Origin of the sequence: Kribbella sp. NBC_00359 (genome assembly GCF_036097425.1) — a bacterium.
Taxonomy (GTDB): Bacteria; Actinomycetota; Actinomycetes; order Propionibacteriales; family Kribbellaceae; genus Kribbella.
In genome coordinates this window covers 5,580,144-5,593,646 of sequence record NZ_CP107975.1, presented here as the reverse complement: position 1 = coordinate 5,593,646, position 13,503 = coordinate 5,580,144, and the positions used below count along the sequence as shown (strand labels likewise).

The 13,503-nt window shown below is 68.7% G+C and carries 12 protein-coding genes and 1 pseudogene; 6 read left to right on the top strand and 7 right to left on the bottom strand.

Translation table 11 applies throughout. The features are described 5' to 3' along the window. Window positions 1-191: 191 nt before the first annotated feature. Together OG876_RS27405 and OG876_RS27400 are read left to right on the top strand one after the other, a co-directional pair. Window positions 192-434, top strand: a complete 243-nt coding sequence (locus OG876_RS27405; protein WP_328519508.1) for a hypothetical protein — start codon at window positions 192-194, stop codon at window positions 432-434. A 127-nt stretch (window positions 435-561) separates the two neighbouring features. Further along, window positions 562-807 (top strand): antitoxin, encoded by a 246-nt coding sequence (locus OG876_RS27400; RefSeq protein ID WP_328519507.1) that lies wholly within the window; start codon window positions 562-564, stop codon window positions 805-807. 818 nt (window positions 808-1,625) lie between these two features. On the opposite strand, the gene OG876_RS27395 is transcribed toward OG876_RS27400, so the two are convergent. Further along, window positions 1,626-2,573, bottom strand: coding sequence for an alpha/beta fold hydrolase (locus OG876_RS27395; RefSeq protein ID WP_328519506.1), 948 nt, complete (start codon window positions 2,571-2,573; stop codon window positions 1,626-1,628). 246 nt (window positions 2,574-2,819) lie between these two features. Here OG876_RS27395 and OG876_RS27390 point away from each other — a divergent pair, with 246 nt between their 5' ends. Continuing rightward, entirely contained in the window at window positions 2,820-3,530 is a 711-nt protein-coding gene (locus OG876_RS27390; RefSeq protein WP_328519505.1) for a hypothetical protein, read from the top strand. Between the two features lie 102 nt (window positions 3,531-3,632). Here the strand turns inward: OG876_RS27390 and OG876_RS27385 are convergent, their stop codons facing one another. After that, a complete protein-coding gene (locus tag OG876_RS27385) occupies window positions 3,633-4,121 on the bottom strand; it encodes a LysR family substrate-binding domain-containing protein (protein ID WP_328519504.1) in 489 nt (162 codons plus the stop codon). A gap of 311 nt (window positions 4,122-4,432) precedes the next feature. Between OG876_RS27385 and OG876_RS27380 the strand changes: the two genes are divergently transcribed. After that, window positions 4,433-4,882: an NUDIX hydrolase gene (locus OG876_RS27380; protein WP_328519503.1), complete on the top strand. Its 450-nt coding sequence runs from the start codon at window positions 4,433-4,435 to the stop codon at window positions 4,880-4,882. Window positions 4,883-4,974: 92 nt separating this feature from the next. Beyond that, window positions 4,975-6,612, top strand: a pseudogene (locus OG876_RS27375) (LamG-like jellyroll fold domain-containing protein); the annotation flags it as partial. Between the two features lie 711 nt (window positions 6,613-7,323). On the opposite strand, the gene OG876_RS27370 reads toward OG876_RS27375, so the two are convergent. Both OG876_RS27370 and miaB read right to left on the bottom strand, forming a co-directional pair. Continuing rightward, a complete protein-coding gene (locus OG876_RS27370; RefSeq protein WP_328526968.1) occupies window positions 7,324-8,010 on the bottom strand; it encodes a phosphotransferase in 687 nt (228 codons plus the stop codon). After that, on the bottom strand, window positions 8,007-9,479 hold the full coding sequence (gene miaB / locus OG876_RS27365; RefSeq protein ID WP_328519502.1) for a tRNA (N6-isopentenyl adenosine(37)-C2)-methylthiotransferase MiaB: 1,473 nt from the start codon (window positions 9,477-9,479) through the stop codon (window positions 8,007-8,009). Before miaB ends, OG876_RS27370 begins: the two co-directional genes overlap by 4 nt. 262 nt (window positions 9,480-9,741) lie before the next feature. Between miaB and OG876_RS27360 the strand changes: the two genes are divergently transcribed. Further along, a complete protein-coding gene (locus OG876_RS27360) occupies window positions 9,742-11,268 on the top strand; it encodes an amidohydrolase family protein (RefSeq protein WP_328519501.1) in 1,527 nt (508 codons plus the stop codon). On the opposite strand, the gene OG876_RS27355 is transcribed toward OG876_RS27360, so the two are convergent. The 3 genes from OG876_RS27355 to groL are packed head-to-tail and all read right to left on the bottom strand — an operon-like array spanning window position 11,201 to window position 13,503. Further along, window positions 11,201-11,641, bottom strand: coding sequence for an ArsR/SmtB family transcription factor (locus OG876_RS27355; RefSeq protein ID WP_328519500.1), 441 nt, complete (start codon window positions 11,639-11,641; stop codon window positions 11,201-11,203). The two genes, OG876_RS27360 and OG876_RS27355, sit on opposite strands and share 68 nt — an antisense overlap. Next, complete coding sequence (locus tag OG876_RS27350) at window positions 11,638-11,841, bottom strand: metal-dependent transcriptional regulator (RefSeq protein ID WP_328519499.1); 204 nt, start codon at window positions 11,839-11,841, stop codon at window positions 11,638-11,640. The genes OG876_RS27355 and OG876_RS27350 overlap by 4 nt, the downstream gene beginning before the upstream one ends. Before the next feature lie 12 nt (window positions 11,842-11,853). Next, entirely contained in the window at window positions 11,854-13,503 is a 1,650-nt protein-coding gene (gene groL, locus OG876_RS27345) for a chaperonin GroEL (protein WP_328519498.1), read from the bottom strand.

The following is a 13,503-nucleotide window of genomic DNA, read 5'->3' as shown; positions in this document are numbered from 1 at the left end:
CGCTCCAGTCTGGCAGTGTTGTCTCCTCGCCCGCCCCACCGCCCCGGTCAGGATTCTCTCCTCCCCCGCCCCACCGCCCTGGTCAGGGTCCTTATGAAGACTCGGCCAAGAGGGCCAGACTGGCCTTGTGGTTGACCCGGAAAGTTCGGTAGGAACACTGCAGATCGCATTACGTCTACGGGAGGAAACCAGTGTCGAATCCGTTCGAGGAAGAGTCCGACGCGGCCAAGGAGAAGTTGGGGCTGGGCGACGAGGCCGATGAGTTCGCCGCGAAGAGTGGCGGCGACGTCGAATTCAAGCGCAGCGGCGGCGATGTCGAGTCCAGGAGTGGCGGCGACGTCGAGTTCAGTGGTGGAGACGTCGAGTCCACTGGCGACGAGGGTGAAGACAGCGGTGGTGACGTAGAGTCGGAGCCGTCTGGCGACGGCGTCTGAGTCTCGGGTCTGACTCCGGGCCGTCCGCATGGCACTCGCGGAGATCCCACAGTTCTGGCGTTGCAGGTGCGAAGATCGCCGCAAGCTGTCTGTAAGCACTTAACTACGCAGGAATGGGAGCCCGGAGATGGGCATCTTCGACAAGTTCAAGAACAAGGCCGAGGACCTGAAGGACAAGGCCGGCGACCTGGTCGACCAGCACGGCGACAAGGTCGGCGAGGGTCTCGACAAGGCCGGTGACTTCGTCGACGAGAAGACGGGCGGCAAGTACGGCGACAAGATCGACCAGGGTGTCGAGAAGGCCAAGGAGGGCCTGGACGGCCTCGACGGCCAGAACGACGACATCCCGGACGGCCCGCACCAGCCCGCCTGATCACCACCCGAAGGGCCGCAAGGGAAACCCCCTTGCGGCCCTTCGTCATGTCCGGGGTGAACACCACACAAAGAACCGCTTCGCGGCGAACAACTGGGAAAGGACACGCCTTCGGCGCGGCTGCTCCTTCGGCCGCCTCCGGCGGCGCCGCGAACCGCTGACACGGATCGCGCACTCGGCGCGGAACAACCGTGGAAGGACATGCTCTCCAGATGGATACCGCCTTCGGCGGCGACAGTTCTGCTGGCCGCCTTCGGCGGTGCGCACACCGGCGACACGGGCCATCGCGATCGGCGAAGAGCTGGGAAAGGACATGCCTTCGGCGCGGCTGTTCCTTCGGCCGCCTCCGGCGGCGCCGCGAACCGCTGACACGGATCGCGCACTCGGCGCGGAAACAACCGTGGAAGGACATGCTCGGCAGATGGACACCGCCTTCGGCGGCGCGCGAACTGGTGACACGGCTCGGTGAACACAGCGGACGAACTGTGGAAAGGTGCGCCCGGCAACGGATATCACCTTCGGCGGCGGTTGTTCTTTGGCCGCACGCATCTCTGAGCGGCACGCGTCTCTGAGTTGCACGCATCTCTGAGCTGCGCGCATCTCCCGGCCGCGCGCAGGAGTCAAATGGAGCAATGCGAGCGTCGCGGGAAGGCCGCAACGAAGAGGCGGCGAACCGGCATGACCGAGTACAACGCCGATGGCAAGCGGAGGGAGCAACACGCGGCCTGCCGGCCGATGCCCTCGACAACCTGGCAGTACTCCCCCGGCCAACCGGTCGGTGCGGATGGCAACCAGTTGCTGTGGTGCTCGCGGCTGGTTCAGGTGTGAGGGCCGGGGCGCGTGGTGGCGGTCGCTAGGAGGTCGCCGCAGAAGGCGTGGATGGCTCGGTTGACTGTTGAGGGGCGCTCCCAGGGCATGAAGTGGCCGGCGCCCTTGACCCAGAACGGACCGACTGCGGCGGGGAAGGCGAGCGCGCACCGCTGCTCGGCGTGGTCGCCGATGGTCACCTGATCGGCGCCGATCAGTACCAGGGCCCGTTGCTGGACCGGGCGGTCGAGCATTTCTGGGGCTGACAGTGGCCGGGTGCCCATGACCACTTCGTAGTCGGCGAAGGAGGCCCGCAGTCGGTCCGCGTCGCCGTACGGCTCGGTCAGGAAGGCCAAGTCGTCCTCGTCGAAGGCATCCGGTGGACACCACATGCGATGCCCGTAGAACTCACCGATGTAGCGCCGCCGTTGCTCGGGCGTACCGAGGTCTGCGACCAAGGCGTCGGCGTGACCCCCTTGGAGGCGCTGGTAGTCGTAGACGGCGGGCTTGGGCCGGCTCGGCGGGATACCGGCCGCTGCGAACGTCTCAGCCAGGTCGGGCATGGAGTCGTCCAGGATCACCAAGCGATCCACCCGGTCGGGGTGACGGTTGGCCATGTCGACGGCGATCATCGCGCCCAGGTCGTGCCCGGCGATGACTGCGCGATCCCAGCCGAGCTTGTCGAACAAGGCGGTGAGGTCGGTGTTGAACGCATTGAGGTCGTAGAAGTCATCCGGCGCGAAATCGGAGTCGCCGTACCCGCGCAGGTCCGCCGCGACGACGTCGAAACCCGCCTCCGCCAACGGGACGATGTTGTGCGACCAGATGCGGCTCGTGCAAGGGAACCCGTGGATGAGCAGCAGCGGTACGCCCCCGTCCCCACGACGCCGCACCGCCAGCCGGTGCCCATCACGGACCTCGATCCTCTCGGGCGCAACGACTTCAGTCGGAAGAACCATGCACGTGGTTCTACACGATCACCCAGTCGACCAAGCCAGATGTTTGCTACCGGCTAACTCTGGTACGGCTGAGGGCTTGAGGTCGTTTCTCTCGCCTACCTGGGTGCCCGCCGGTTGCCTCTATCTGCGCAGCGAGACAAGGCGTAGCGTGCGGAACGAGGACTGCGAACCACGACGCAGGGGAGCTGCTGCCCCACCGGTCGGCGCCACACCCACCGGTCAGGCAGGATGCGTCGTCCCAAGGAGGTGGCCGCGACTGCGGCCCCGTCCACTGCCTGGCTCGCGCGACTCGCCAACTACAGCAAGGCACGTGGCATTGCGACCCCGCCGCGTTGCAGCGCTGAAGGGGGACTCTGCATGCCAATCAACGCCATGTACTCCGCTGCCCGCCTCGTCGCCGCGGTCCTGCTCGTCCTGCTCGTGGGCGCGTGCAGCGGCGGGACCGTCTCGACGACCACCACGTCGCCCGCCGTGTCCACGCCCGCCACGTCGACCACGACAACCACGACGACCTCGGCGGCGCCGACTACCACGGTCTCGCCTCTGTCCGCCGTCGAGCTTGCCTGGCTCAAAGCGGTCACGACGCTCCACACGACGATCGACAAGGCCTTCATGGAAACGGGCAACGTCTACCTCACCCGCGCGAAGATGAGGTCGTACGCAAACACCTTTCGGAGCTGCGGTCGTGAGCTCGCCCGAATCGGTTCCCCCACCAGCCGCCTTCAGCCAGTGCACGCGATCGTCAAGCAGGCCTGCCAAACGTTCGAAAAGGGCGCGAAGTGCTGGGATGCGGCCATCAAGGTCAGTGACTCGAGCGGCGCAGTCACGGGCACAGCAAACGAGCGGGCGTTCACCCGGGCGAGCCAATGCGGCTTCGAAGCTCAGGGAGATGGCAGCAACCTCCTCGGGAAGGCCGAGGCGAAAGGCGAAGAGATCAAGGCCAAAGTCGGGTCATGACCTCCCTGCGAACCGGCGCGCCGGTTGGCGCGCGGTCAGAGGAGGAGCCGCTTCGGTGACCTCTTACGTCAGCACAGCTCATCCACCGAGCCGGTCGGTCGATCACAGTTGGGAACCGATGGTCCGGCGGGCGGTTCGCAGGAAGGCGGGGAGGGCGGTGTTGGTGTTGTCGGCGGACCAGGCGAGTTGGAGGGTGAGTTGGAGGCCAGTGACGGGGACGTAGCGGACGCCTCGCAAGGAGACTGCTTGGTACGAGGCGGCTACGACGGTTACTCCGAAGCCTGCGGCTACGAGGCCTAGCGCTGAGATGCCGCTGGCTTCTTGGACGATGGCTGGGCTGAAACCGGCTGCGCGGCAGGAGGCGATGAACTCGTCGTACGCGAGTACGGAGCGGTGGCGTGGGAAGAACACGAAGGGCTCGTCGGCCAATTCGGAGAGAGCGATCCGGTCGCGCGCCCAGTTGATTCGCCGATCACGGTGATCCGTGTCCGCGGTTTGCGCGCCGCCGGAGGCGGCCAGCAGGACAGCCGCCGCGAAGCGGTGACCCTTCCAGCCGGAGACGGCCGGGAACAGCCGGCCCCAACGCCCCACCAGGACCCAGCCGCGCGCGCCGAGCCGATTCGCCGATCACACTGATCCGTGTCCACAGTGTGCGCCGCCGGAGGCGGCCAGCAGGACAGCCGCCGCGAAGCGGTGCCCCTTCCAGGCGGAGGCGGCCGGGGAACAGTTGGCCCGACTCCCCACCGGGACCGGTCCGCGCCCGACTGGTTCGCCGATCTCGGTGATCCGTGTCCACGGTGTGCGTGCCGCCGGAGGCGGCGGAAAGAACAGGCGCGCCGAAGGCGTGTCCTTTTGCGGTGTGCTTGGTGTGGGTGTCGGTGGGGGCTATTAGGGTTTGGGGTATGGATCGGTTTCGGGTGGTGCCGGCGGCTTATGTGGTGTTGCGGCGGGGGGATGAGGTGTTGATGATGCTGCGGGCCAATACCGGTTACATGGATGGGTATTGGGCGGTGCCGGCTGGGCATGTGGAGCGGGGAGAGTCGGTGGTTGCGGCTGCAGTGCGGGAGGTTCGGGAAGAGGTTGGGGTGGAGATCGATCCGGGTGATCTCGTGCCGGTGACCGCGATGCATCGGACTGGCGGTAACGGGGATCCGATTGACGAGCGGGTGGACTTCTTCTTCCTGACGACTCGGTGGTCGGGTGAGCCGCGGTTGATGGAGCCGGACAAGGCGGATGGGTTGGACTGGTTCTCGTTGGACAAGTTGCCCGATCCGGTGGTGCCGCATGAGGCTCGGGTGCTGGCGGGGATCGCCGGTGACGGACTGCCTGCGGTGATCGCGCACGGGTTCTGACTTCTGCCCCCAGGGTTCGCCTCGTGTTCATCGATCGCGGGGATAGACCGCTTTAGAGTTCGCTGCGGTGTCAGCGAGCTTTGGAGGCGGCGATGGGTCAGCAGGGCGACGGGACGAGCCGGCGGCGGCTGTTGCAGGCGGGAGCGCTTGGGGCAGGTGCGGTGATCGCGCCCGGTGTGCTCACCACCGGGAATGCCGCGGCATCCAGCAAGGGCTCGACGGCGGTCGGTACGGCGAGCAAGACGGCGGGACGGATCGACACGGAGCACCCGCGCTTCACGCTGGCCGTCGTACCGGATACGCAATATCAGTTCGATCAGGATCGCGGGGACCCGGCGCCGCTGAGTGCGAGCTTCGAGTATCTGATCGAGCAGCGGGCAGCCGACAACATCGTGTTCATCGCGCACCTCGGCGACGTGGTGGAGAACGCGCTGGCGATGGAGTTCGCCCAGGCCGACCCGGTCTTCGGGATCCTCGACCGGGCCCGGTTCCCGTACAGCGTGCTGGCCGGCAACCACGACATCGACGCGTCGAAGGACGACACCCGCGGCCCGTCGCCGTACCTGGACACCTTCCCGCCGGAGCGGTTCCGGCGGATGGCGACGTACGGCGGCTCGACGGCGAACGGCTACAACTCGTACCACGTCTTCCGGGCGGCCGGACGGCAGTGGTTGCTGCTGGCAATGGATTGGCGGCCGTCGGACACGAGCTTCGCGTGGGCGCGCGACGTCATCGCCAAGCACCCGCGGCTGCCCGTCATCCTCACCACGCACGAGCTGGTGAACGCCGACCACGGCAACCCGGTCGCGTACTTCACCGACCACGGGAACCGGGTCTGGGACCAACTGGTGAAGGACAGCGACCAGATCTTCCTCACCCTCAACGGCCACTTCTGGCCGCCCGGCCGGGTGGTCCGGCAGAACGCCGCCGGCCACGACGTGCATCTGCACCTGACCAACTATCAGGACCGGTACTACGGCGGGTCCGGCATGATCCGGCTTTACCACTTCGACCTCGCCCGGAACACGATCGACGTCGAGACCTTCGCGCCGTGGATCCTCGACCAGGACCCGGCGCGACGCAACGAGCTGGCCGAGGGTGACATCGAGCTGACCGACGACACCAACCGGTTCAGCATCCCGATCGACTTCGCCGAGCGGTTCGCCGGGTTCGCTCCGGTCCCGGTCCGCCCGGCCCGGCCGGCCGCTCAACTCGTCATCCCCGGCACAGCGGCGTACTGGCGCTTCGACGGGCCGGTCACCAACCAGGTGATCGACCACTCGGGCCAGGGCAACCATCTGACCCGCGTGCAGTTGGGCGGCGACGCGCCGACGGCGACTGCCGAGTTCCATCCGGACCAGCCCGGGCATGCCAGCTGGTTGTTTGCCAGCGGCAAGAACCCGGCGCGCGGCGGGTATCTGCGGACGGCGGACAACGCGCCGCTCAACGCGATGACGTTCACCAAGGGCTACACGATCGAGGCGTTCGTGAAGCTGACCGACGACGGTGCGGACCACTCGTGGCAGGGTCTGCTGAGCCGGATGGGAACGGGCGCCGACGCGGGGAAGACCGGCAGCGACCCGTCGGAGCCGGTGGTCAACCTCGCCTTCTCCGGCGGACGCCAACTGCAGTGGGCCGTGTACCCACTCGACCGCAACGACACCTTCACCAACTGGGGCCACGAGCAGGTCGCCGGTCAGTGGTTCCACCTCGCTGTCGTCAACGACGGCCGGCACAGCACGTTGTACGTCGACTCAGCGCCGCTGCTGCGTAATCCGGCGACCCCCGTCCGACGGGCTCGCGACTGCCGGCACCCCGTGGCTCCTGGGCGCGAACCACTACGCCAACGTGATCGAGCAAGCATTCGCCGGCCACCTCGGCGAACTCCGCATCGTCACCCACGCCCTCAAACCGTCACAGTTCCTCAACGCCTAGTCCCGGCCGCCACCTGTCGGGGCGTGGGACACCTTCTAGGTGGGCTTGGACAAGTAATAGCGGCCCTTGTGTCGTTTCCGTGGGTGATCGGTCCTTGCGGTGTCGAGACCGGTCTGCCCGGATCGCCGCTCGTGCGGACCTGGGGCACTCACCAACCCCACCGCCAGGCCATCACCGGCACAGGCCTGAGCGTGACCGGCCAGCGCCGCCTACTTGGTGAGTGGCCCAGATCCGCCCCGCCGATCCGGCCGGCCGGATCGGATCCGTGGACGACTGCCAGGGTCGACTTTGTGCACCAGATCCGTACGCCAGGGCTGGCGCCGTACGGATCTCGTGCACAAAGTGGCCGATCGCACGGCGCGCGGCAGCCGGGCAGCCGGCCGCCGGGCTGCTGTGCGGTGGGGCGGGGTGGTGTCGGCTGGATGGAGTTGGGCCGGGGCGCAGCCACGGGAACGAGAGGACTGTGCAAACCCAACGGACGCAGTCCAAGCCCACCACGCGTGGTGCTAGAGATACGAGCGGATGAGGGCTTCCTGGGCGGGGAGGAGGGCCAGTTCCTCCGGGGTCAGGGTGACGTTGCGGCCTCGTTCGGCCAGGGCGTCGGCGAGGCCTGGCGTGGGGTCGATGGAGTTGGCGAGGTAGGCGCCGAGGGCTTCGCGGACGAGCGGGCTCAGCGCCTCGAAGGACGGGTCGAGCGCGACCTGGGCGCAGATGATCGCCGTCATCGCGATGTCGAACTCCGCCAGGCCTTCCACCGCGTTGCGCCAGTCGATCACGACCGGGCCGTCGTCGGTGGCGATGACGTTGAGCGGATGCAGATCGCCGTGGACAACGACCCGGCCCGCGGTGCCGCTCGGTGCGGGGATCGCGTGCAGCCGGCGGTGGAGGTCGGCGTGGATCTCGCCGAGTTCGGTCCCGTTGAGGTCACCGGCGATCGCCGCGTCGGCGAGGGTCGGGCCGTTCAGCCGCTGGATCACCATGTCCGGACCGACGACCTCACGCACCGCCGGGACCGGGTAGTCGTACTTCGCGACGTGGCGCATGAAGTCCGCCTCGTCCCGCACCGGGTACCCGTCGCGGTAGCGGCGCAGCACCCACCGGTCGTCGATGGCGTAGACGTCGGCATCCCGCCCGGCAGCAAACGGCTCGGCATCAGCAGGCAGGAGGGAAGAGCCCGGCCGCTCGGCCGTCATCCGACCTGGCAGCCCCCGGCCGCCGGTTCCAGAGGTTTGGCGCCAACCGTTGGCATGCCCAGCATCACGCCAGGCGTGGCGGCCGGTGCGTCCTGCGCGCGCTCCCACGCGTCGCCGGCGCGAGTACGGCGTACGGCGCCGAAGACATCCGCGACCAGGTGGTGGGGTGCGGCGTAGGTGACCTCAACCGTGGCCAGGTCGCCCGGCCGTGGCGTCTCGACGCCTTCGGGGAGCGCGAAGTGGACGAGGCGGTTGTCGCGGGCCCGCCCGCTGAGCCGATGGGTCGCGGCGTCCTTGCGCCCCTCCCCCTCGGCGACGAGCACCTCGAGCGACCGACCGACGATCGCCTTGTTCTCGTCCCAGGCCACGTCGTCCTGCAACGCGACCAGCCGCTCGTACCGATCCTGGACGACGTCGCGCGGGACCTGATCCTCCATCGACTCGGCCGGCGTACCAGGACGCTTGGAGTACTGGAAGGTGAACGCCCCCGCGAACCGCGCCTGCCGAACCACGTCGAGCGTGCCCTGGAAGTCCTCCTCGGTCTCCCCCGGGAACCCGACGATGATGTCGGTCGTGACGGCGGCCTCCGGCATCGCCGCGCGGACGTCTTCGATAATGCGAAGGTACCGATCACGCCGGTACGAGCGCCGCATCGCTTTCAGCACACGGTCCGAACCGGACTGCAGTGGCATGTGCAGCGAGGGCATCACGTTCGGCGTCTCGGCCATCGCCTCGATCACGTCCGCGGTGAAGTCCCGCGGATGCGGCGACGTGAACCGGACCCGCTCCAGGCCGTCGATGCCGCCGCAGGCCCGGAGCAGCTTCGAGAACGCGTAACGGTCGCCGAACTCCACGCCGTACGAGTTCACGTTCTGGCCGAGCAGGGTCACCTCGAGGACGCCCTCGGCGACCAGCGCCTCGACCTCTGCCAGGACGTCGCCCGGCCGCCGGTCCTTCTCCCGGCCGCGCAACGCCGGCACGATGCAGAACGTGCAGGTGTTGTTGCAGCCGACGCTCACCGACACCCAGGCCGAGTACGGCGACTCGCGCCGGGTCGGCAGCGTCGACGGGAACACCTCGAGCGACTCGAGGATCTCGACCTGCGACTCCTGCTCCACCCGGGCCCGCTCCAGCAGCACCGGCAGCGAGCCGATGTTGTGCGTCCCGAAGACCACGTCGACCCACGGCGCCTTGCGGACGATCGACGCCTTGTCCTTCTGCGCCAGGCAACCGCCGACGGCGATCTGCAGGTCGGGCTTCTTCGCCTTCACCGGCGCCAGGTGGCCGAGGTTGCCGTACAACTTGTTGTCGGCGTTCTCCCGGACCGCGCAGGTGTTGAAGACGACCACATCGGCCTGGTCTCCCTCGGGCGCGCGGACATAACCCGCGTCCTCCAGCAGGCCGCGCAGCCGCTCGGAGTCGTGGACGTTCATCTGGCACCCGTAGGTGCGGACCTCATAAGTACGCATGACAGCCACCAAGAGTACGTGAGCCACCCTGCGGGGGCTGGGGTGCGTAGCTCCGTCGTTCAGGCGAGCGCATCGCAAGGCGGAGGAGCCGCCTCGATGCGGGGTTTCATCGTGGCTGCTCCTCCAACGCAGCGAGGTGCCGCCTGAGCGGCGGAGATGCGTGCCCCAGCCCCCGCAGGGTGGCTTGGTAGACATTTCCCTACCGGGGACCGGCTGCCTGTAACCCCTGACCGGCGCACGCCCGGCGAGAATAGTGAGGGGCATGAACAGTTCTCGCCGTCAGTTCCTCGCCCGTACCGCCGCCGGCGCCGCCGTGATCGCCGGCGGTTCCTTCTCCATCGGCACCGCCACCGCCTCGGCGAAGCCCTCGACGCGGATCACCGCCCTGACCAACGCCACCGTGATCGACGTCGCCACCGGCCGCCGGGATCGCAACCAGACCGTCCTGATCAGCGGCGACCGGATCATCGGCGTCGGCCGGCTCCCCGTCCCGCGCAGCGCGACCGTGATCGACGCCACCGGCAAGTACGTCATCCCGGGACTCGCCGACATGCATGTCCACAGCCTCGGCGACGAGCGGGTGTCTCCCCCGCTGTACCTCGCCAACGGCCTGACCATGGTCCGCGAGATGGCCGCCTCCAACCCGATGCTCTACGACTGGCGCGACCGGATCGACGCCGGCACGCTGCTCGGCCCGCGGATGATCGTGGCCAGCCAGATCATCGACGGCGACCCGACCCTGTGGGACCCGAATCTCCTGCACGTCCTGGTCGTCGACGATGCGGCCACCGCGCGAGCCGCCGTACGCCAGGTCAAGGCCGAGGGCGCCGACTTCGTCAAGGTGTACTCGCGCCTGAACAAGACGGCGTACGCCGCTATCGTCGACGAGGCCCGCAAGGTCGGCCTGACCGTCCACGGCCACGGACCCGACGAGCTCACCTCGAAGGAGGTCAGCAACGCCGGCCAGCGCAGCATCGAGCACATCCATTCCCTCGGCCTGTCCGTCTCCACTCGCGAGGCCGAGGTACGGCGGATGGTCCGCGCGATCAGCGTGAACACCGGTGACTACAACGCCTGGTTCCGGCAACTGCACCCGATCGAGTGGATCGCCGCGAACACCTACAGCCCGGCCCGGGCCGCGGACGTCTTCGGGACCCTGCGTCGCAACCGCACCCGGGTGACGCCGACGCTGACCATGCACAACGTCCTCGACCAGCCCGACTACACCCGGCTCGATCCCGCGCTCGCCAAGTACCTGAGCGCCGACTCGATCGGCACCTACGACTACGTGATGGAGAACCTGTACGCCGCCAACCGGACGGCCGAGGAGATCTCGCACCAGCGCCAGATGTGGGCGTGGCGGCAGCGGTTCGTCCGTGAACTGCTCGCCCACGACGTCCCGATCCTGGCCGGCACCGACACGGGTACGCCGTACTCCGTCCCCGGCTTCGCCCTGCACGAGGAGCTCGAGCACCTGGTGACGGCCGGCGCCACCCCACGCCAGGCCCTGTACGCCGCCACCGTCGAGCCGGCCAGGTTCCTCGGGCTGACCGCGGACCTTGGCTCGGTGGAACCACGGAAGATCGCGGACCTCGTCGTACTGGATGCGGACCCGCTGACGGACATCCGGAACACCCGGAAGATCCACTCGGTCGTCACGCGCGGCCGGGTGATCTCCCCGGCCGCGCGGCAGCGGATGCTCGCCGATGTGGAGGCCGCGGTCAAGGAGCCGCCTGCGGCGACGGCACTCGCTGCCGGCGGCTGCTGCGGTGGCCGGCCAAGCCACTGACGAGGCTGCCTCCCGGACCGGAGACCGCCGGCTGCCGGTCCGGGAGAGACTGCTGCCGGGGCGGATCCGGCGCGAGGGAGCCGTCGGGGGCGACGTGCTGGAAGATCTGCTCGACCAGCGCGATCACGTGCGGGTCGTCGACGGTGTAGAACTGCCGGCGGCCCTCCCGCCGGGCGCTGACCAGGCCGGCCAGTCGCAGCTTGGCCAGGTGCTGACTCGCCGTCGGCACGCTGACGCCCACCCGGGCGGCCAGCGTGCCGACGTCGTACTCACCGCAGCTCGCCAATGCGACCAGATGCAGCCGGACCGGCGCCAGCAACAGCCCGAAGGTGCGGGCCGCGGTGGCGAGCTGCGGCGAGGTCGGTTCGATCATGCGTCCACGCGCGCCTTGGGCGGGATCGGCACCCCGTGCGGGTCCCGGGTCGGGTATCCGAGCGCGGCGTCGATCAGCTCCTCGAGCCGGTCGCTGAGCCCCTGCGCGAGTACGACGGCCTCCGCGTGCACCTCGTCGAGGCCGACGCCGAGGACTCGGAACAGAAAGGTCTCCAGCAACTGGTGCCGTCGGTCGCCCATGGCACGCTCCTCTCAATAGATGTTGGACGGGCGGACCATGCCCTCGGCGAGATCGCCGAAGCCGGGCGCCATGATCGCGCCGGGGTTGCCGAGGATCTCCTCGACGACCGCGGTCTCGGTGGTGATCAACAGCGCCGCGATCGAGGCCGCGCTCTCCAGCGCAGCCCGGGTGACCTTGAGCGGGTCGATCACCGCGTCCTCCACCAGGTCGGCGTACTGGCCGGTGAGCGCGTTGAAGCCGTGCCCGTTCGGCAGCTCGGCGACCCGCGCCACCACCTCGTCGCCGTCGTACCCGGCGTTGATCGCGATCCACCGCAGCGGTTCCGGCAGTGCACGCCGGACCACCTCGCGGCCGATCGCCTCGTCGCCGGACAGCTCCAGCTTCGACAGCACGGCCTGCGCCTGGACCAGGACGGTCCCACCGCCGGCCACCACACCTTCCTCGAGCGCGGCCCGGGTCGCGGCCAGCGAATCCTCAACCCGCAGCATCCGCTCCTTCAGCTCGACACTGGTCGCGCCCCCGACCCGGATCACCGCGACCTTGCCGGCCAGCCGGGCCATCCGCAGCTGCAGGCTGTCCTGGTCGGCCTCGATCTTGGCCCGCTCGAACTGCTTCTCCAGCTGGGAGATCCGCGCCTCCACCAGTGACGTGTCCCCGTGCCCGCCCACGATCGTCGTGGAATCCTCAGTGATGGTGATCCGGTCACAGGACCCAAGGTGCTCACGGCTCACGTCGGACAGGTCGAGCCCGGTGTCCTTCGCGATCACCGAACCGCCGAGCGCGGTGGCGAGATCCTCCAGCTCGGCGATCCGGCGGTGCCCGAAGCCGGGCGCCCGGACGACGACCGAGCGCATCGTGTTGTGCATGTTGCCGCCGACCAGCAGTTGCAGCGCCGGCCCGTCGACCTCCTCGGCGAGGACGACGAGGGGCCGCTCGGCGCGCTGCGCCACCTCGACGGCCGGCATGATCTCCTGCACCTGGGTGATCTTCTTGTTCGTCAGCAGGATCACCGGGTGGTCGTAGACGGTCTCCATCCGTTCCCGGTCGGTGACCATGTAGGCCGACACGTAGCCGTGGTCGAACTCGATGCCGTCGACCACCTCGACCGACATCCCGAGCGTGTCCGACTCCTCGGTGGTGACGACGCCGTTGCGGCCGACCCAGTCGACCGCGTCCGCGATCACCGCGCCGATCACCTCGTCGTCACTGGCCGCCAGCGTCGCGATGTGCCGCAGCTCGTCGCGGCCGCGGACCTCGACCGCCCACTCCCGCAGCGTCTCGATCACCACCGGAACGGTCTGCTCGATCCCGCGCCGGACCCGCATCGGGTTGGCGCCCGCGTCGACCTCGCGGAGGCCTTCGCGGACCATCGCCTGGGCCAGCACGGTGGCCGTGGTGGTGCCGTCGCCGACCACCCCGTTGGTCTTCATCGCGACTTCCTTGACCAGTTGCGCGCCCATGTTGGCGAAGGGTTCGCGCAGCTGGATCTCGCGAGCGATGGTGACGCCGTCGTTGGTGATCGTCGGCGGGCCGGTCAGCTTCTCCAGCACCGCGTTGCGGCCTTTCGGCCCGAGCGTCACCTTGATCGCGTCCGCGAGCGCGTTCACGCCGGACTCGAGCAACCGCCGCGCGTCCGTGTTGAACCGCAGTTCCTTCGCCAT

Bases quoted from the DNA above. Each gene is read 5' to 3' on its own strand.
- OG876_RS27400 (WP_328519507.1), top strand. From the start codon at position 562: ATGGGCATCTTCGACAAGTTCAAGAACAAGGCCGAGGACCTGAAGGAC.
- OG876_RS27395 (WP_328519506.1), bottom strand. From the start codon at position 2,573: ATGGTTCTTCCGACTGAAGTCGTTGCGCCCGAGAGGATCGAGGTCCGT.
- OG876_RS27380 (WP_328519503.1), top strand. From the start codon at position 4,433: ATGGATCGGTTTCGGGTGGTGCCGGCGGCTTATGTGGTGTTGCGGCGG.
- OG876_RS27370 (WP_328526968.1), bottom strand. From the start codon at position 8,010: ATGACGGCCGAGCGGCCGGGCTCTTCCCTCCTGCCTGCTGATGCCGAG.
- miaB (WP_328519502.1), bottom strand. From the start codon at position 9,479: ATGCGTACTTATGAGGTCCGCACCTACGGGTGCCAGATGAACGTCCAC.
- OG876_RS27360 (WP_328519501.1), top strand. From the start codon at position 9,742: ATGAACAGTTCTCGCCGTCAGTTCCTCGCCCGTACCGCCGCCGGCGCC.
- OG876_RS27355 (WP_328519500.1), bottom strand. From the start codon at position 11,641: ATGATCGAACCGACCTCGCCGCAGCTCGCCACCGCGGCCCGCACCTTC.
- OG876_RS27350 (WP_328519499.1), bottom strand. From the start codon at position 11,841: ATGGGCGACCGACGGCACCAGTTGCTGGAGACCTTTCTGTTCCGAGTC.
- groL (WP_328519498.1), bottom strand. From the start codon at position 13,503: ATGGCGAAGGAACTGCGGTTCAACACGGACGCGCGGCGGTTGCTCGAG.